The 16,998-nt window shown below is 60.5% G+C and carries 13 protein-coding genes and 1 pseudogene; 6 read left to right on the top strand and 8 right to left on the bottom strand.

Annotated features, from left to right (window positions below):
* Positions 1-42: 42 nt before the first annotated feature.
* Positions 43-1,470 (top strand): exodeoxyribonuclease I, encoded by a 1,428-nt coding sequence (sbcB, locus tag BLU48_RS21520; RefSeq protein ID WP_057021628.1) that lies wholly within the window; start codon positions 43-45, stop codon positions 1,468-1,470.
* 90 nt (positions 1,471-1,560) lie between these two features.
* Here sbcB and mvaT read toward each other — a convergent pair whose 3' ends face one another.
* Positions 1,561-1,935: a histone-like nucleoid-structuring protein MvaT gene (mvaT, locus tag BLU48_RS21515; RefSeq protein WP_005790963.1), complete on the bottom strand. Its 375-nt coding sequence runs from the start codon at positions 1,933-1,935 to the stop codon at positions 1,561-1,563.
* Between the two features lie 350 nt (positions 1,936-2,285).
* On the opposite strand from mvaT, the gene purU reads away from it, so the two are divergent.
* Positions 2,286-3,134, top strand: a complete 849-nt coding sequence (gene purU / locus BLU48_RS21510; RefSeq protein ID WP_019821236.1) for a formyltetrahydrofolate deformylase — start codon at positions 2,286-2,288, stop codon at positions 3,132-3,134.
* A 123-nt stretch (positions 3,135-3,257) separates the two neighbouring features.
* Here purU and BLU48_RS21505 read toward each other — a convergent pair whose 3' ends face one another.
* The 5 genes and pseudogenes from BLU48_RS21505 to BLU48_RS32730 form a co-directional block, all read right to left on the bottom strand.
* Positions 3,258-4,364 carry a lysylphosphatidylglycerol synthase transmembrane domain-containing protein gene (locus tag BLU48_RS21505; RefSeq protein WP_057021627.1) on the bottom strand — a complete coding sequence of 369 codons (1,107 nt, stop codon included), beginning with the start codon at positions 4,362-4,364 and terminating at the stop codon, positions 3,258-3,260.
* Positions 4,361-5,104 carry a DUF2334 domain-containing protein gene (locus tag BLU48_RS21500; protein WP_057021626.1) on the bottom strand — a complete coding sequence of 248 codons (744 nt, stop codon included), beginning with the start codon at positions 5,102-5,104 and terminating at the stop codon, positions 4,361-4,363. The genes BLU48_RS21505 and BLU48_RS21500 overlap by 4 nt, the downstream gene beginning before the upstream one ends.
* The gene (locus BLU48_RS21495; protein ID WP_057021625.1) at positions 5,097-6,218 is read right to left on the bottom strand and encodes a glycosyltransferase family 4 protein; all 1,122 of its coding nucleotides are present in this window, start codon (positions 6,216-6,218) and stop codon (positions 5,097-5,099) included. The genes BLU48_RS21500 and BLU48_RS21495 overlap by 8 nt, the downstream gene beginning before the upstream one ends.
* A 703-nt stretch (positions 6,219-6,921) precedes the next feature.
* Positions 6,922-7,686, bottom strand: a complete 765-nt coding sequence (locus BLU48_RS32735) for a methyl-accepting chemotaxis protein (protein WP_370881239.1) — start codon at positions 7,684-7,686, stop codon at positions 6,922-6,924.
* A gap of 141 nt (positions 7,687-7,827) precedes the next feature.
* A pseudogene (locus tag BLU48_RS32730) lies at positions 7,828-8,667 on the bottom strand (HAMP domain-containing protein); the annotation flags it as partial.
* A gap of 349 nt (positions 8,668-9,016) precedes the next feature.
* Here BLU48_RS32730 and BLU48_RS21485 point away from each other — a divergent pair.
* Positions 9,017-10,492 carry a helicase HerA-like domain-containing protein gene (locus BLU48_RS21485; protein WP_057021623.1) on the top strand — a complete coding sequence of 492 codons (1,476 nt, stop codon included), beginning with the start codon at positions 9,017-9,019 and terminating at the stop codon, positions 10,490-10,492.
* 4 nt (positions 10,493-10,496) lie between these two features.
* On the opposite strand, the gene BLU48_RS21480 is transcribed toward BLU48_RS21485, so the two are convergent.
* On the bottom strand, positions 10,497-10,952 hold the full coding sequence (locus tag BLU48_RS21480) for a DUF721 domain-containing protein (RefSeq protein ID WP_057013736.1): 456 nt from the start codon (positions 10,950-10,952) through the stop codon (positions 10,497-10,499).
* A gap of 305 nt (positions 10,953-11,257) precedes the next feature.
* On the opposite strand from BLU48_RS21480, the gene secA reads away from it, so the two are divergent.
* The 3 genes from secA to BLU48_RS21465 all read left to right on the top strand — a co-directional run bounded on the left by secA (position 11,258) and on the right by BLU48_RS21465 (position 16,299).
* On the top strand, positions 11,258-13,993 hold the full coding sequence (gene secA / locus BLU48_RS21475; RefSeq protein WP_056847614.1) for a preprotein translocase subunit SecA: 2,736 nt from the start codon (positions 11,258-11,260) through the stop codon (positions 13,991-13,993).
* A 124-nt stretch (positions 13,994-14,117) separates the two neighbouring features.
* A complete protein-coding gene (argJ, locus tag BLU48_RS21470) occupies positions 14,118-15,335 on the top strand; it encodes a bifunctional glutamate N-acetyltransferase/amino-acid acetyltransferase ArgJ (RefSeq protein WP_056847615.1) in 1,218 nt (405 codons plus the stop codon).
* Positions 15,336-15,354: 19 nt separating this feature from the next.
* Complete coding sequence (locus tag BLU48_RS21465) at positions 15,355-16,299, top strand: Nudix family hydrolase (RefSeq protein WP_057021791.1); 945 nt, start codon at positions 15,355-15,357, stop codon at positions 16,297-16,299.
* A gap of 118 nt (positions 16,300-16,417) precedes the next feature.
* Here the strand turns inward: BLU48_RS21465 and BLU48_RS21460 are convergent, their stop codons facing one another.
* Positions 16,418-16,996 (bottom strand): cob(I)yrinic acid a,c-diamide adenosyltransferase, encoded by a 579-nt coding sequence (locus tag BLU48_RS21460; RefSeq protein WP_046069325.1) that lies wholly within the window; start codon positions 16,994-16,996, stop codon positions 16,418-16,420.
* Between the last annotated feature and the right edge of the window lie 2 nt (positions 16,997-16,998).

Below are 16,998 nucleotides of genomic sequence, written 5' to 3'. Positions count from 1 at the left end.
GCAGCGCCTAGACTTTGTCGGTCTTCAGCACAGGAATAGCCCGTGACCTCGATTTTCTGGTACGACTATGAAACCACCGGTATCAACCCGCGTAATGATCGCCCGCTCCAGGTAGCCGGTATCCGCACTGACCTGGACCTCAACGAGGTCGGTGCGCCGATCAACCTTTATTGCCAGCCCAGCGACGATATCCTGCCCCATCCGGCTGCGTGCGCGATCACCGGGATTACCCCTGGCGTCCTGGTGCAAAAAGGCCTTGCCGAAGCCGACTTCATGACCCGAGTGCACGCCGAACTGGCCACGCCAGGCACCTGCGGCGCCGGCTACAACACCCTGCGATTTGACGATGAAATGACGCGCTACAGCCTATATCGCAACTTTTTCGATCCTTATGCGCGGGAATGGCAAGGCGGCAACAGCCGTTGGGACTTGATCGATGTGATGCGTACGGCCTATGCATTGCGGCCCGAGGGCATTACCTGGCCGGAGCAGGACGGGCGCGTGACGCTCAAGCTCGAGCGGTTGACCGAAGCCAACGGTATCGAGCACGGCCAGGCCCACGACGCGTTATCTGATGTGCGTGCGACTATTGCCCTGGCGCGGTTGGTCCGGGAGAAACAGCCCAAGTTGTATGAATGGTTGTTTCAACTGCGCAGCAAGCAGCGGGTCATGGATCAGGTGCGGTTGCTGCAACCAATGGTGCATATCTCCGGGCGTTTTTCTGCCGAGCGCCATTATCTGGGGGTCGTGTTGCCTCTGGCCTGGCACCCGCGCAATCGCAATGCCTTGATCGTCTGCGACCTGGGGCTCGACCCTCAGGGGTTGCTGGATCTGGACGCCGAGACCCTGCGCGAGCGCCTTTACATGCGCCGTGGTGAGTTGGCCGAAGGTGAACTGCCGGTGCCTCTCAAGTTGTTGCATATCAACCGCTGCCCGGTGGTCGCGCCGTTGAAGGTGCTGCGCCCGCAAGATCGCGAGCGTCTGCAATTGGATATGGATACTTTTCAGGCACGGGCGCTGCGGCTAACTGACGCACAAGCAGTTTGGCGTGACAAGTTGGCGGCCATTTACGCCGAGGAAGACTTTGCGGCGAACCAAGACCCGGAGCAGCAGCTCTACGATGGCTTTATTGGCGACCGTGACCGGCGTTTATGTGAACAAGTTCGCATGGCAGAGCCCGCGCAGTTAGCGCGCCAGCAGTGGCCGTTCGATGATCATCGTTTGCCGGAATTATTATTTCGCTACCGCGCGCGTAACTTTCCTGAAACCTTGAACAATGAGGAGCAACAGCGCTGGAAACTTTTCTGTCAGCAACGCTTGTCGGATCCGCAGTGGGGAGCACCGAATACCTTGCTGGCATTTAAGCAGGCGCGTGAGGAGTTGGCAGTTAGTGCTACATCGTTTCAGTGTGGGGTACTCGAGCAATGGCAGGACTATGCCGACTCTTTAGCCGCTCGACTGAACCTGTAGGTGGATAACTACAGAATATCCTGACAATAAAAAACGCCAGCAAGCTGGCGTTTTTAATGTGTTGCGTATCGGGCGAAGGTCCGACCAGGCTTAGCCCAGCAGGGTAGCCCAACCTTCAACCACATCACCGCCCCACTTGGCTTTCCACTCTTTCAGAGTCTTGTGGTTGCCACCTTTGGTTTCAATCACTTCACCGTTGTGCGGGTTTTTGTACTGCTTGACCTTGCGAGCACGCTTGGTGCCGGTAGTTTTCACAGCGCCGCGTGGTGCTTTAACTTTCGACTCTGGATCCAGCAGCGCGATGATGTCACGCAAGGATTTGGAGTATTCACCCATCAGGGTGCGCAATTTGCCTTCGAATTCCAGCTCGGTTTGCAGCTTGTCGTCTTGGGACAGGTTCTTCAAACGAGCTTGCAGCTCTTTGATGGCTTCTTCGGTGGCGCGGTATTCGTTGATCAGTGACATGTGGACTACCTTATGTAGAACGCTGATTGGCAGGGTGAGTGGCCCAATAATAGTCAGGCAATTTCGCCAAGTAAACATTTAAGACGGTATTTGTGTGAATTACATTGAATGTTTGTGGCAAAGCGATGCAAACGAGTTAATTAATAGGCGCTGGGCAGAAAGATAATCGCGTTAATTTCCTGTTAACTGCTCGAGTTTGCCTTATACGGTCAAACAGCGGTGGTAAAAACCTTACGCGAATAAGGGGTGTTGCCAGGACCAGCACCGCGAATAAGGCATCAGGAATACTGCAGTTTTTCTGCGCAATCGCTAGAATAGCGGCCTTTGCGAAGTTCTGGAGTTTCCCCCTAATGCGCACTTTTCGGCTGGTGATTGCTTGCCCGGACCGGGTTGGCATCGTTGCCAAGGTCAGTAACTTTCTGGCTTCCCACAATGGTTGGATCACCGAGGCGAGCCATCACTCGGACGATCTCAGCGGTTGGTTTTTCATGCGTCACGAAATTCGTGCCGATACACTGCCCTTTGGCCTGGAAGCCTTCCGCGAGGCGTTTGCGCCGATCGCCGAAGAGTTTTCGATGACCTGGCACATCACCGACACGGAGCAGAAGAAGCGTGTGGTGCTGATGGCCAGCCGCGAATCCCACTGCCTGGCGGACCTGCTGCACCGTTGGCACAGCGATGAGCTGGACTGCGAGATTGCCTGCGTGATCTCCAACCATGACGACCTGCGCAGCATGGTCGAATGGCATGGCATCCCGTACTACCACGTGCCGGTCAATCCCCAGGACAAGGAGCCTGCGTTCGCCGAGGTATCACGCCTGGTCAAGCAGCACGACGCAGACGTGGTAGTGCTGGCGCGCTACATGCAGATCCTGCCGCCGGAACTGTGCCGTGAATACGCCGGCAAGGTGATCAATATTCATCACAGCTTCCTGCCGTCGTTTGTCGGGGCCAAGCCCTATCACCAGGCTTCCCTGCGCGGCGTGAAGTTGATTGGCGCGACCTGCCACTACGTCACTGAAGAGCTGGATGCCGGCCCGATCATCGAACAGGACGTGGTACGCGTCAGCCACAGCGACAGTATCGAAGACATGGTGCGTTTCGGCCGTGACGTCGAGAAGATGGTGCTGGCCCGTGGCCTGCGTTATCACCTGGAAGATCGCGTGTTGGTGCATGGCAACAAGACCGTGGTGTTCTGATCAGCCCGTTGGGTTGAATAGTTGAATAAGAAAGGGCCTGGGGGTACAACTCCCCAGGCCCTTTTTATTTGTAGGACACCCACATGACCGACCCCCTCGATAAAGCCACCTCCAGGGCGCCCGCTACCTTGGGCGAGGGCTGTCTGAGTCGCTACGACCCGGATGCGCTGGATGCCGAGGATGGTACTGATTTCCCCGGGGCTGCCCGATTGTGGGAACAGTTGCAGCAGCACGAGCCTTGCGTGCCCCCCGAAAAAGACGTTTGAGCAGTGGTTTGCCGACCATTAATAGAAACACCGGTGCGCCGGCCAGCAGGTAGAAGTAATAGGTCACCGCCCGCCAGATCAGAATCGCCGCCGCGGCCGTGGATTTGCCTACCATGGGCGCCAACAGTGCCGCCGAGGTCAGTTCGGCCGCCCCGGCCCCGCCCGGCAACAGGCTGAATTGCCCCGCCGTCAATGCCAGCATCTGGATCAGGAAGCTCCAGGCCCACTGCACATCGCCGCCCAGGCCACGCAGCGCCAGGTACAACACGCTGTAGCGCAATAACCAATGCAGGCTGGTCAGCGCAAACACTCGTAACAGCGTGTGCCAAGGCAATTTCAGGGTTTGGGTAAAGGCCGCGAGAAAGCGCAGTAACTTGCGCGCCCAGCGTCGGCGCGTGCTGGCGCGTACTTTCAGGGTCTTGAGCGCCAGGCCCGTAAGGCGAATCAGGCGGCGATGAAAACGCACGACCAGCCAGCCGCTGATGATCCCGCCGACCATCGATACCGCGCTGAGCCCCAGCAGCCACTCCATTCGTGGGTTGAGGCTATGGAACAGCGCATACAAGAGAATGCCCGCCAGCGCGCAGAGAAAAAACAGCAAGTCGCTCAACTGGTCCATGGCAAACACCGCACTGCCATGGGCAGGACGTATGCCATTGCGCGCCAGGAGCGCCATCAGTGTCAGGGGCCCTCCGCTGCCCCCAGGCGTAGCGCACATCGCGAACTCGGTGGAGATCACCACGCCAAGGCTTTTGAGCGGCCCCAACTGGCCGCGCTGCTCGCCGAGCAGCAGACGGATGCGCAGACTGTTGATCAGCCAGCAGCCGATAATCATGGCAAACATCCCCAGCAATTGGGGCAAGGGGAACTGCCGCAGGCGCAACAGGGTTTCGCCGCCGCCCAGCCAAACGGGAATCACCAGCGCGATGAGCAGGGCCAGCAATAACCAGATCAGTCGGCTCATGGCTGCGTCGCCAGCCAGGCGGCCTTAGTCTGTGGAGTGCGCCCAGCATTGAGTAGGCGTTGCAGGGTTTGTAGCCAGGAGCGACGAGAAAACTCGTGGCGCATGTCCACCGGGTGCAGCCCCAACCGGATCACCGGGGCGGTCTGCCAGCGCTGCTCCCGTTGGTCGCTGAGGACTTTGGACAGGCCGCGGCGCCATGCGCTGCGGGCGCTCCAGACCAGGCCTGGGGCGTCGATGCGCGTGAAGTCAGGCAGTCGATAAAGATGCTGCGGGTCGCTGGTGTAACTCAGCGGCAACTGGCGCAATGCCTGGCGGGTGCCGTCGCTCATCAACCAGGCGGGGGCGACAAACCCGTGCAGCGGCCAGTCATTGCGCTGGAATATCTCGATGCCGGCAGTAAGCCGCTTTAAGGCTTCGGCCTGGGACAACTGGTAAAACTCGCCTTCATGGGTATAGATGCGCCGCATGAACCAGTCTTTTGGTGTACGTGGCCTGGGCTGGTCGTCGCAATGATAGTAGCCGTGCAAGGTCAGTTCATCGCCCTTGGCCACGCGGCTGTCGAGCAAGCGGCGAAAGTCGGCGTGGGCGGCCAGGTCGTCATGGTGATGGAAGTCCGGCACCACCAGCCAGGTGATGGGCACGTTGCCCAGCGCATCCACGGCCTGGACAAACGGCCGATAGTCAGCCCAGGTGCTCGGTGCTACATCGTGCAACACCAGCATGACCGAACGCTCAGCCATGGGCGAGCATCGGTTTGTGCGTGCCCAGCACGGCGTGATAATGGCCCAGCAGGCTATCGACTACGGTGTCCCACGCATAATGCTGCTCAACGTGCTGCCGCGCCTGGACGCCCAGGCGTCGGCTGTCGGCACCGAACAGTTCGCGCACCGCGTCAGCCATCGCCTTGGGGTTGTTGGGCGCACACAGCAGGCCACAGCGCTCGTCGATAATTTCAGTGAAGGCCCCGGCCGCAACGGCGACGACCGGGATGCCACAGGCCATGGCTTCCAGGATCACCAGGCCGAAGGTTTCCTGGTCGCCGCCATGCAGCAAGGCGTCGGCGCTGGCCATCAGCCGGGCGACATGCTGGGCAGGGCGGAATCCATCGACTACGGTGACATTATCCGGCACGTTGGCCGGCATGCCCGAACCCACCAGCAGCAAATGGTAGCCGTCGCCCAGGCGCTTCATGCAATTGAGCAGCACCGGCAGGTTTTTCTCCTTGGAACCGCGCCCGGCGAAGATCAACAATCGGGTGTCTTCGCCAATCCCCAGCTCGGCGCGCAGGCCAGGGTCGCGCACGTCTGGGGTGAAGGTCTGCAGGTCCACCCCCAGCGGTTGGACGAAGACATTTCTGACCCCGAGGCCGGTAAGTTTGTCGGCCATCACCTTGCTGGGGGCCAGTACCCGGTCGAAATTCCCGTAGAGCTTGCTGACATAGGCCTCGACGTTGGGCGTAAACCAGGGCCCCATGCGGTTGCTTACCAGCAGCGGCAGGTCGGAGTGGTAAAAGCCGATGACGGGTACGTCCAGCTGGCGCCGGGCATCGAGCGCGGCCCAGGCGGTGAGGTAGGGGTCGCCGACTTCGATAAGATCGGGCTGTAGATCGTGCAGTACATTTCGCCAGGGCGCCAAGCGGAGGGGGAAGCGATAGCCCTTGCCAAAGGGCAGGGCAGGAGCCGGCACCTTGAAGATCCCATCGTGCTCGCTCAAGTGAGCGCCAGGCACCAGCAGGCTGTGGCGAATCCCAGGCTTGAGCGCCAGGCGTCGGTGCTTGGCGTCGAGATAAGTGCGTACGCCGCCACTCGCCGGGGCGTAGAACATGGTTATGTCAGCGATATGCACGATAAACATCCCTCCGATCCATTGCTCTCATTAACGTGGACCTGAGACGCGCAGAGATGTTCGATTGGGATTGATGCTGTGCTGCATGTTCAAGTTTGAAATGCTGGCGAATGTGGGAGGGGCTTGCCCCTGATGAGCGTGGGTATCTACAACTCTCACATAGTGACCGTCAGTAACCACGATGCGAAGCGAGCCGCTCTTGATCTTGATCTGCTTTTGATCTCAGGCGCCCCGTCAAACCACGCTGGCCGGAATTCGACAGGGATTTGGGGGGTAAACCGGCAGGGATGCCGGTTTAGCCGCCCCGCGCCATGGATGGCGCGTGGCGGCGGCCCCCCAAATCCCTGTCGGATTACGGGCACACCGAGCCTGGGCGAGGTGCCGAGTGGTGGGGCAAGAGCCTTTTTGGTTACTTTTGGGGCTCTTTTCCAAAAGTGACCCGCTGTAAAAGCGGAACCATAAGTAGCCGTTGCCCAAATAACGGATATGTACTCGGTCTGATCCAACATTCTGGTCGGCCCTCAGGGCCGCCATCGGGGGCAAGCCCCCTCCCACAGGGTCCAGCGGCGTACCCGAAGTTGTGTCGATACCTGCCCCGGTGAGGGCCGGTCAGTCAGCACATCTGTGGCTGACCCACTCCCATCGAGGGCAAGTCGAATCGTCGCGCCGCCCTCCCACATTTTGACTGAGTACCACCAGGCCCCTCTGTCTATTAGATACGGAAGCTGCCCACCAATTGCTTCAGGCGTGACGCTTGCCGTTCCAGGTCCGAGCAGGCGCGCAGTGTCGATTGCAGGTTTTCCACGCCTTCCTGGTTGAGGGTGTTGATCTCGGTGATGTCCATATTGATCGACTCCACTACAGACGTCTGTTCTTCGGTGGCAGTGGCGACCGACTGGTTCATGCCGTCGATCTCGCCAATACGCTGGGTCACGCTGTTCAAGCGCTCGCCGGCCAGGTTGGCGATTTCCACGCTGTCCAGGCTGTGGCGTTGGCTTTCACTCATGGTGCTCACCGAGTCTCGTGCGCCGACCTGCAGTTCCTCGATCATCTTCTGCACCTGTTGCGCCGATTCCTGGGTGCGGTGGGCCAGGTTGCGCACTTCATCGGCCACTACTGCAAAGCCGCGTCCGGCTTCTCCGGCGCGTGCCGCTTCGATGGCCGCGTTGAGCGCCAGCAGGTTGGTTTGCTGGGAAATGCTAGTGATCACTTCAAGAATCTGGCCGATATTCACGGTTTTGCTATTAAGTGCCTCGATATTGCTGCTCGAGGCGCTGATCATGCTCGACAGCTGCGTCATCGCCTTGATATTGCGTTCAACCACCTGCTGGCCGTCTTCGGCCAAGTGGCGCGCATCGCTGGCCTGGTTGGAGGCTTGGGCGGCGTTGCGGGCGATCTCCTGGGCAGCTGCCCCCAGTTGATTGATGGCGGCGGCAACGCTGTTGGTGCGGTTGGCCTGTTCGTCGGAGTTGACCATCGACGAGTTGGAGGCGCTGACCACGCGCAGCGCCACTTCATTGACCTGCTCGGTGGCTGACGAGACTTCGCGAATCGAGGTGTGGATGCGCTCGACGAAACGGTTGAAGGCAGTGCCCAGGGTGCCGAACTCGTCGTTGTTCTGGATGACCAGGCGGCGGGTCAGGTCGCCTTCGCCGTCGGCGATGTCTTGCATGGCGCGGGTCATCAGGTGCAGCGGTTGCAGCAAGACACGGATCAACATGCCCAGCAGGGCGATGATGATCACCACCGCAATGATCGTGGCGATCACGGCCGAGGTGCGAAATTCACTGAGCATGGCGAACGACTTGGCTTTATCCACCGACACACCCAGGTACCAGTTCACCGATGGCAGGCCCTTGATCGGGGTGAAGGTCACGATGTTGGTTTTGCCGTTGGCTTGTACTTCACTGAAGTCGCCGCTGATCTTCGGCGTGTCCTTTGGGTACACGTCAGCCAGGGTCTTCATCACCAGGGTTTTGTCCGGGTGCACCAGCACCTTGCCATCGGCGCTGACCAGGAAGGCATAACCCATGCCGCCGAAGTCCAGCGCACCAATGTTATCCACCAGGGTTTGCAGGCTGAGGTCGCCGCCTACCACGCCGATGCTCTGCCCGGCCTTGGCGCTGGGAGTGGCAACCGAGATGATCAGTTGACCGGTGGCCGCGTCGATATAGGGTTCGGTCAGGGTTGAGCCGTTGCTGGCCTGGGCGCCCTTGTACCAGGGGCGAACGCGCGGATCGAAGCCGTCGGGCATCTTTGTATCAGGGCGGATGGTGAAAGTGCCCTGGCTGTCGCCGACGTAGGTTGCCATGAATGAAGAGGTCAACGCTTTCTGTTCCAGCAGGCTGGCGACCACGGAGGGCTCAGGGTTGATGGCAATATTTTGTGCTGCGTTTTCCACCAGCGCGATACGCCCGGTGAGCCAGGTCTGGATATTGCCGGCGGTGACGTCGCCCATTTCATGCAGGTAGTTATTGAGGTCGTCGCGAATCGCATTGCGTTGCAGGTAGTCGTTATAGAGGGTGAACAACGCGAAGGCGGCGATGACGATAAGGGAGGCTGCAAGCAGGATTTTGTGGCTGAAGCGCAGATTTTTATTCATGGCTTGTAGGGTCCGCTAAGGTCTTAATATCCGAGGCGCGTCCTGGACGGGAGGCGCAAAATGGCAGCGTCAAAAAAGGTGTGGTATTTCTGGTGATAGCTCCGTTGGTCCATATCGGAATTATCTGACCATTTTTTAGTCTTTGTCGGGCTTACATCTGTCTATATCGACCTTGCGGCACTAAAGATTAACCATAGGTGACGAAATGCCTGACTCCACACAACTGCTTATCGGTGCCGGCCCAGACGGCCAGCCCATCGCCCAGTCCATGCGCCTGGCCAACCGTCATGGGTTGATCGCCGGCGCCACGGGCACCGGCAAGACCGTCACCTTGCAGCGCCTGGCCGAAGCCTTCAGTGATGCGGGTGTGACGGTGTTCGCCGCCGACATCAAGGGCGACCTTTGCGGCCTGGGCGCCGCTGCCAATCCGCAGGGCAAAGTCGCCGAGCGGATTGCCGGCATGCCATTCCTTGGCTACAAGGCCCAGGCGTACCCCGTTACCCTGTGGGATATCCATGGCCAGTCCGGTCATCCGCTGCGTACCACCATCAGCGAAATGGGCCCGTTATTGCTTGGCAGCCTGCTGGAACTCACCGACAGCCAGCAATCGGCGCTCTACGCGGCCTTCAAGGTGGCGGACCGCGAAGGCCTGTTGCTGCTGGACCTCAAGGACCTCAAGGCGCTCCTTAACCACCTGCGTTACCACCCGGAACTGCTGGGCGAAGACGCGGCGTTGATGACCACGGGTTCCAGCCAGGCGCTGTTGCGGCGCCTGGCGGTATTGGAGCAGCAAGGCGCTGAAGCCCTGTTTGGCGAGCCGGCCCTGCAACTCGAAGATATTCTGCAGCCCGCCAGCGATGGCCGTGGGCGCATCCACCTGTTGGACGCCAGCCGCCTGGTGCATGAAGCGCCCAAGGTGTACGCGACCTTCCTGTTGTGGCTGCTGGCGGAGTTGTTCGAACAGTTGCCGGAGCGCGGCGATGCCGAAAAGCCGCTGTTGGCGCTGTTTTTCGACGAGGCCCATTTGTTGTTCGCCGATACGCCTAGAGCCTTGCAGGAGCGCCTGGAGCAAGTGGTGCGCTTGATCCGCTCCAAAGGTGTCGGCGTGTACTTTGTCACCCAATCGCCGGGCGACCTGCCTGATACGGTGCTGGCGCAGCTGGGCCTGCGTATCCAGCACGGCTTGCGCGCCTTTACCGCAAAAGAACAGAAATCCCTGCGGGCGGTGGCGGATGGTTTTCGGCCCAGCCCGGCGTTCGATAGCTTGTCGGTGCTGACAGAGTTGGGCACCGGTGAGGCGTTGGTGGGCACCTTGCAGGAAAAAGGCACGCCAGAAGTCGTCCAGCGTGTGTTGGTTGCCCCCCCGCAATCGCGGATCGGGCCGCTCAGCGAAGCCGAACGTGCGGCCTTGGTCGCCAGTTCACCGCTGCTGGGGCGCTATGACAAGCCGGTTGATCGTGAGTCGGCCTATGAGGTGCTGATGGCGCGCAAGGAACTTGGGCCTACTGGCGAGACTGCATCGACCGAAGAACCGAGCTTTACCGACAAGGCCGGTGCATTCCTCGGCACCACCGCCGGCAAGGCGTTGAAGTCAGCGATGCAGCAGGCCGCCAATCAGATGGGGCGCCAGTTGGTGCGTGGCTTGCTGGGCTCGCTGTTGGGCGGCAGCAAACGCAAATAGCGATTCAGGGCTTGGGCCGGGCGTGGGCGGCCAGCCGTTCCAGGGCTGCGCGCAGGCCCGGGTCGCTGATCCCTTCGGCCGTTGCCTGCAGGGTTTCGGCCGCATTTACCGACAGGTCCAGCGTGTGTCCCACCGTGCGCTGCGGCACGGCGGGCGGCTGTACCTTGAATTGTATGCGCGTCAAACCGGCGAATTCATCGAATACCATCAATTGCCGCTGCAAGCGTTTTTGCTGGTAGCGCAAACGGGTCGCCCAATGGCCGTCGGTCACAATTAACAGCAGGTTGCCTTCTCGCCAGGACGCCACGTGGCAGTGTTCACGGGCGGCTGGTTGCAGTTGGCTTTCAAGCAGGCGTTGCAAATGACCCAAGCGTTGCGCCTGGCCGAAGATGGCTTTCAACGGCTTGGCTTCGCGGAGCAACACGCCGGGAGCGCGGGCTGTAAGAGGGCGAAATGCCATGTCTGGACACCTTAAGTAACAGAGCGCTCATCTTAACAGAAAGCGCCGGTACGGCCCGAAGCCATGCATCTGCCGGGCTTTTCCCATGAAATCAATAGGTAACTTCTTCACTTCATGGGTTGAAGTTCCAGCAAAAGCCCTTATTTTAAACAAGCCCTCTCACAGGCCCATGCCAGCATCGGGGAATAACGCCACTTTCCTCACCCACGATTCAGGGTAGAATGCGCGTTCGCATGCGGCCGTGAGGGCTGCTCGGGCCACTGACGGTGCGCCCTCCATCCCTATGTGTGGAAGAACCTGCCGATATGTTTGCGCCTTTGTTAAAGAAACTTTTTGGAAGCAAGAATGAGCGCGAAGTCAAACGCATGCTCAAGACGGTGCAGCTGGTCAATGCCTTCGAAGAGCAGATGGTTGCCCTGTCGGACGAGCAATTGCGCGCCAAGACCGAAGAGTTCAAGGCCCGCATAGCCAAAGGTGAAACCCTCGACAAGCTGCTCCCCGAAGCCTTCGCGGTCGCCCGTGAAGCCGGCAAGCGTGTGATGGGCATGCGCCACTTCGACGTGCAGTTGATTGGCGGCATGACCTTGCATGAAGGCATGATTGCCGAAATGCGTACCGGTGAAGGCAAGACCCTGGTAGCCACCCTGGGTGTCTACCTCAACGCGCTGTCCGGCAAGGGCGTGCACGTTGTGACGGTGAACGACTACCTGGCTCGCCGGGACGCCAACTGGATGCGCCCGCTGTATGAATTCCTCGGCCTGACCGTCGGCGTGGTAACGCCGTTCCAGCCGCCGGAAGAGAAGCGCGCCGCCTATGCCGCCGACATTACCTACGGCACCAACAACGAATTCGGTTTCGACTACCTGCGCGACAACATGGCGTTCAGCATGGAAGAAAAATTCCAGCGCGAACTCAACTTTGCCGTGATCGACGAAGTCGACTCCATCCTCATCGACGAAGCCCGTACCCCGCTGATCATCTCCGGCCAGGCCGAAGACAGCTCGCGCCTGTACACCGAGATCAACAAGTTGATCCCGCGCCTGGAGCAGCACATCGAGGAAGTCGAAGGTGTGGTGACCAAAGAAGGCCACTTCACCATCGACGAGAAGACCCGCCAGGTCGAACTCAACGAAGCCGGTCACCAGTTCGTCGAAGAGATGCTGACCCAGATCGGCGAGCTGGCCGAAGGTGAAAGCCTGTACTCGGCGCACAACCTGGGCCTGTTGACCCACGTGTATGCCGGCCTGCGCGCCCACAAGCTGTTCCATCGCAACGTCGAATACATCGTCCAGGACGGCCAGGTCGTGCTGGTCGACGAACACACCGGCCGTACCATGCCGGGGCGTCGCCTGTCCGAAGGCCTGCACCAGGCCATCGAAGCCAAGGAACACCTCAACATCCAGGCTGAAAGCCAGACGTTGGCGTCCACTACTTTCCAGAACTACTTCCGTCTGTACAACAAACTGTCCGGCATGACCGGTACGGCCGACACCGAAGCGTTCGAATTCCATCAGATCTACGGTCTGTCGGTGGTGGTCATCCCGCCGAACAAGCCGCTGGCCCGTAAAGACTACAACGACCTCGTGTTCCTGACCGCCGAAGAGAAATACGCGGCAATCATCAATGACATCAAGGATGGCATGGCCAAGGGCCGTCCGATCCTGGTGGGCACCGCCACCATCGAGACGTCCGAGCACGTGTCCAACCTGCTGAACAAGGAAGGTATCGAGCACAAGGTCCTTAACGCCAAGTTCCACGAGAAAGAAGCCGAGATCATCGCTCAGGCCGGTCGCCCAGGCGCGCTGACCATCGCCACCAACATGGCCGGTCGTGGTACCGACATCCTGTTGGGCGGTAACTGGGAAGTGGAAGTGGCCTCCCTCGATAACCCGACCCCAGAGCAGATCGCCCAGATCAAGGCTGACTGGCAGAAACGCCACCAGGCCGTGCTCGAATCCGGTGGCTTGCAGGTAATCGCGTCCGAGCGCCACGAATCGCGTCGTATCGACAACCAGCTGCGTGGCCGTGCCGGTCGCCAGGGTGACGCCGGTTCCAGCCGTTTCTACCTGTCGCTGGAAGACAGCCTGATGCGCATCTTCGCCTCGGACCGCGTGAAGAATTTCATGAAGGCCCTGGGCATGCAGTCCGGTGAAGCGATCGAGCACCGCATGGTGACCAACGCCATCGAGAAGGCCCAGCGCAAGGTCGAAGGCCGTAACTTCGACATTCGTAAGCAATTGCTCGAGTTCGATGACGTCAACAACGAACAGCGTAAAGTGATCTATCACATGCGTAACACGTTGCTGGCCGCCGACAATATTGGCGAGACCATCGCCGATTTCCGTCAGGACGTGCTCAACGCCACCGTCAGCGCCCACATCCCGCCACAGTCCCTGCCTGAGCAGTGGGATGTCGCCGGCCTGGAAGCCGCGCTGAAGAGCGACTTCGGGGTTGATCTGCCGGTCCAGCAATGGCTGGACGAAGACGATCACCTGTACGAAGAAACCCTGCGCGAAAAACTGATGGCCGAGCTGCTGGCCGCGTACAACGAAAAAGAAGAGCAGGCGAGTGCCGAAGCACTGCGCACCTTCGAGAAGCAAATCGTACTGCGCGTGCTGGACGACCTGTGGAAAGACCACCTGTCGACCATGGACCACCTGCGTCACGGCATCCACCTGCGTGGCTATGCCCAGAAGAACCCGAAGCAGGAGTACAAGCGCGAGTCGTTCACCTTGTTCTCCGAGCTGCTGGATTCGATCAAGCGCGATTCGATCCGCGTGCTGTCCCACGTTCAGGTGCGTCGCGAAGACCCGGTCGAGGAAGAGGCACGCCTGCGCCAGGAAGCCGAGGCACTGGCTGCACGCATGCAGTTCCAGCATGACGAAGCACCGGGCCTGGAAGCGCCTGAGGCATTGGGCGAAGAGGTCGATGTGGCCCTTGCGCAAACCCCGGTGCGCAACGATCAGAAGCTGGGCCGCAACGAACTGTGCTGGTGCGGTTCGGGCAAGAAGTTCAAACACTGCCATGGCGAAATCAACTAAGATTTTCCCCTGACGCTGCAACACCCCGCGCCGCGACCGGCACTAGCCGTCGCGGCGTTTTGCCATTAATTCCCACCGTCGATCGCGACGGCACAGACATCACCTATTTTTGAGGAGCGCATTCATGGCTGTTGGTCTTGGTCCTTTGCCCACATTGCACCCGGTTGCCGGTTTTGAGCTCGGTATCGCCTCGGCCGGCATCAAGCGCCCGGGGCGCAAGGATGTGGTAGTGATGCGCTGTGCCGAAGGCTCGACCGTCGCCGGTGTGTTCACCCTCAATGCCTTCTGCGCCGCGCCGGTGATCCTGGCCAAGCAGCGCGTGGCCGGCACGATCCGTTACCTGCTCACCAACACCGGCAATGCCAACGCCGGCACCGGCGAGCCTGGCCTGGTGGCCGCGGCGCGCACCTGCGCCAAGCTGGCCCAACTGACCGGCGTGGACGCCAGCCAAGTGCTGCCGTACTCAACCGGCGTGATCGGTGAACCGCTGCCTGTGGAAAAAATCGAAGGCGCCCTGCAAGCCGCGCTGGATGACCTGTCTGTAGATAACTGGGCGGCTGCGGCCACTGGCATCATGACCACCGACACCTTGCCAAAAGGCGCAAGCCGTCAGTTTGTGCACGACGGCGTGACGGTCACTGTGACCGGCATCAGCAAGGGCGCGGGCATGATCCGCCCGAACATGGCCACCATGCTCGGCTATATCGCCACCGATGCCAAAGTCTCCCGCGACGTGCTGCAGAGCCTGATCCTGGACGCGGCCAACAAGTCGTTCAACCGCATCACCATTGATGGCGACACCTCGACCAACGACTGCTGCATGCTGATTGCTACCGGTCAGGCCGACCTGCCACCCATCACGCAAGCCAGCGGCCCGCTGTTCGCGGCGTTGAAGCAGGCGGTGTTTGAAGTGTGCATGGACGTGGCCCAGGCCATCGTGCGCGACGGCGAGGGCGCGACCAAGTTCGTGACGGTTGAAGTCAATGGCGGCGGCAACCATCAGGAATGCCTGGACGTGGGCTACACCGTGGCGCACTCGCCGCTGATCAAGACCGCGCTGTTTGCCTCGGATCCGAACTGGGGCCGTATCCTGGCGGCTGTCGGTCGTGCCGGCGTGCCGGACCTGGACGTGAGCAAGATCGACGTGTTCCTCGGCGACGTGTGCATCGCCAGCCGCGGTGCTCGCGCCGAAACCTACACCGAAGCCCAGGGCTCGGCGGTGATGCAGCAGGAAGAAATCACCATCCGCATCGAATTGGGGCGCGGCGCGTGCAGCGAAACCATCTGGACCACCGACCTGTCCCACGAGTACGTGAAGATCAATGCGGAATACCGTACCTGATACCAAGAGGAAACTGGTGGTGAAACGAGTGCATGTAGCAGCAGCGGTGATCCGCGGTGTCGATGGCAGGATCCTGCTGGCGCGCCGTGCCGACACCCAGCATCAGGGCGGGCTCTGGGAGTTTCCCGGCGGCAAGGTGGAGGCCGATGAGTCGGTCGCCACGGCCTTGTCACGAGAACTGCAGGAAGAGCTGGGTATCCAGGTCACTACGGCGCGGCCGTTGATCAAGGTGCGGCATGATTACCCGGACAAGCAGGTATTGCTGGACGTCTGGGAAGTCTCGGCCTTTACCGGCGAACCCCATGGTGCCGAAGGGCAGCCGTTGGAATGGGTGACGCAACGGGACTTGGTCAACTATGCGTTCCCGGCGGCAAATGCGCCGATTGTTGCCGCTGCGCGCTTGCCCGCCGAGTACCTGATCACCCCGGGCGAGCTGGAAACCCCCACGCTGTTGCGCGGCATCCAGAAGGCCATTGCAGGGGGTATCAAGCTGGTTCAACTGCGTGCGCCCAACGGCTACGACCCTAAATACCGTGATCTGGCGGTGGATGCGGTTGGCCTGTGTGCCGGCAAGGCGCAATTGATGCTCAAGGGGCCCTTCGAGTGGCTGGGGGATTTCCCTGCTGCTGGCTGGCACATGACCTCGGCGCAATTGCGCAAATACGCGAGCAAGGGCCGCCCGCTGCCGAAGGACCGTTGGTTGGCGGCTTCTTGCCACAATGCTGAAGAGCTGGCGCTGGCAGAGATGATGGACGTGGACTTTGTCACCCTGTCGCCGGTGCAGCCGACCCAGACCCATCCGGATGCGCAGCCGTTGGGTTGGGAGCAGGCGGCGCAGTTGATCACCGGGTTCAGCAAGCCGGTATTCCTGCTGGGCGGGGTTGGGCCTGCGCAGCGGGAGCAGGCGTGGGAAGCCGGGGCGCAAGGGGTGGCTGGGATTCGGGCGTTCTGGCCTGAGGTTTGATGGTGCCCTGACGGGCCTAATCGGGGGCAAGCCCCTTCCCACATTTTGAATTGTAAATACATTCAAGTGTGGGAGGGGGCTTGCCCCCGATAGGGCCTTGCCAGTCACCCGATAGATCTCAGTGTGGCTTGGCAGCGGCCTGCCATAACACTTCGGCAACACCTTGGCGCCGGGCAATCACCCTGGCCGCCACAAACAGCAAGTCAGACAATCGATTGATATACGCCAACCCGACCCCCTCCAGCGGCTCCAACGCATTCAGGTGCTGACACCGCCGCTCAGCACTGCGCGCCAGGCTGCGACACACATGGGCTTGGGCGATCAGCGCCGAACCACCGGGCAGGATGAAGTTCTCCAGCGGCCCCACTTCTTCGTTCCAGCGATCAATCGCCGCTTCCAGCCGATCCACTTCCGCCGCGTTCAGTGCCTTGTACACCGGCATCGCCAGCTCGCCGCCCAGATCGAACAGACGATGCTGGCACGGCGTGAGCACTTCAATCACATCATTTAACGCCGGGTGCTTGCCGCTTTGTTCTTCCAGGTTGGCCAGCAACAGGCCCAACTGGCTGTTCAGCGTATCCACCTCGCCGATCGCTTCCACGCGCGGGTGGTCCTTGGGCACGCGGCGGCCGTCACCGAGGCCGGTTTCGCCCTTGTCGCCGGTACGGGTGTAGATTTTCGACAGGCGAAAGCCCATGG

This window comes from Pseudomonas synxantha, assembly GCF_900105675.1.
GTDB lineage: Bacteria > Pseudomonadota > Gammaproteobacteria > Pseudomonadales > Pseudomonadaceae > Aquipseudomonas > Aquipseudomonas synxantha.
Note: the sequence above shows the minus strand (reverse complement) of the source record. Positions and strands in the feature narration are given on the sequence as shown.

Excerpts from the sequence above, each read along its gene's own strand:
- mvaT (WP_005790963.1), bottom strand. The coding sequence starts at position 1,935 with ATGTCACTGATCAACGAATACCGCGCCACCGAAGAAGCCATCAAAGAG.
- purU (WP_019821236.1), top strand. The coding sequence starts at position 2,286 with ATGCGCACTTTTCGGCTGGTGATTGCTTGCCCGGACCGGGTTGGCATC.
- BLU48_RS21505 (WP_057021627.1), bottom strand. The coding sequence starts at position 4,364 with ATGAGCCGACTGATCTGGTTATTGCTGGCCCTGCTCATCGCGCTGGTG.
- BLU48_RS21500 (WP_057021626.1), bottom strand. The coding sequence starts at position 5,104 with ATGGCTGAGCGTTCGGTCATGCTGGTGTTGCACGATGTAGCACCGAGC.
- BLU48_RS21495 (WP_057021625.1), bottom strand. The coding sequence starts at position 6,218 with ATGTTTATCGTGCATATCGCTGACATAACCATGTTCTACGCCCCGGCG.
- BLU48_RS32735 (WP_370881239.1), bottom strand. The coding sequence starts at position 7,686 with ATGGTCAACTCCGACGAACAGGCCAACCGCACCAACAGCGTTGCCGCC.
- BLU48_RS21485 (WP_057021623.1), top strand. The coding sequence starts at position 9,017 with ATGCCTGACTCCACACAACTGCTTATCGGTGCCGGCCCAGACGGCCAG.
- BLU48_RS21480 (WP_057013736.1), bottom strand. The coding sequence starts at position 10,952 with ATGGCATTTCGCCCTCTTACAGCCCGCGCTCCCGGCGTGTTGCTCCGC.
- secA (WP_056847614.1), top strand. The coding sequence starts at position 11,258 with ATGTTTGCGCCTTTGTTAAAGAAACTTTTTGGAAGCAAGAATGAGCGC.
- argJ (WP_056847615.1), top strand. The coding sequence starts at position 14,118 with ATGGCTGTTGGTCTTGGTCCTTTGCCCACATTGCACCCGGTTGCCGGT.
- BLU48_RS21460 (WP_046069325.1), bottom strand. The coding sequence starts at position 16,996 with ATGGGCTTTCGCCTGTCGAAAATCTACACCCGTACCGGCGACAAGGGC.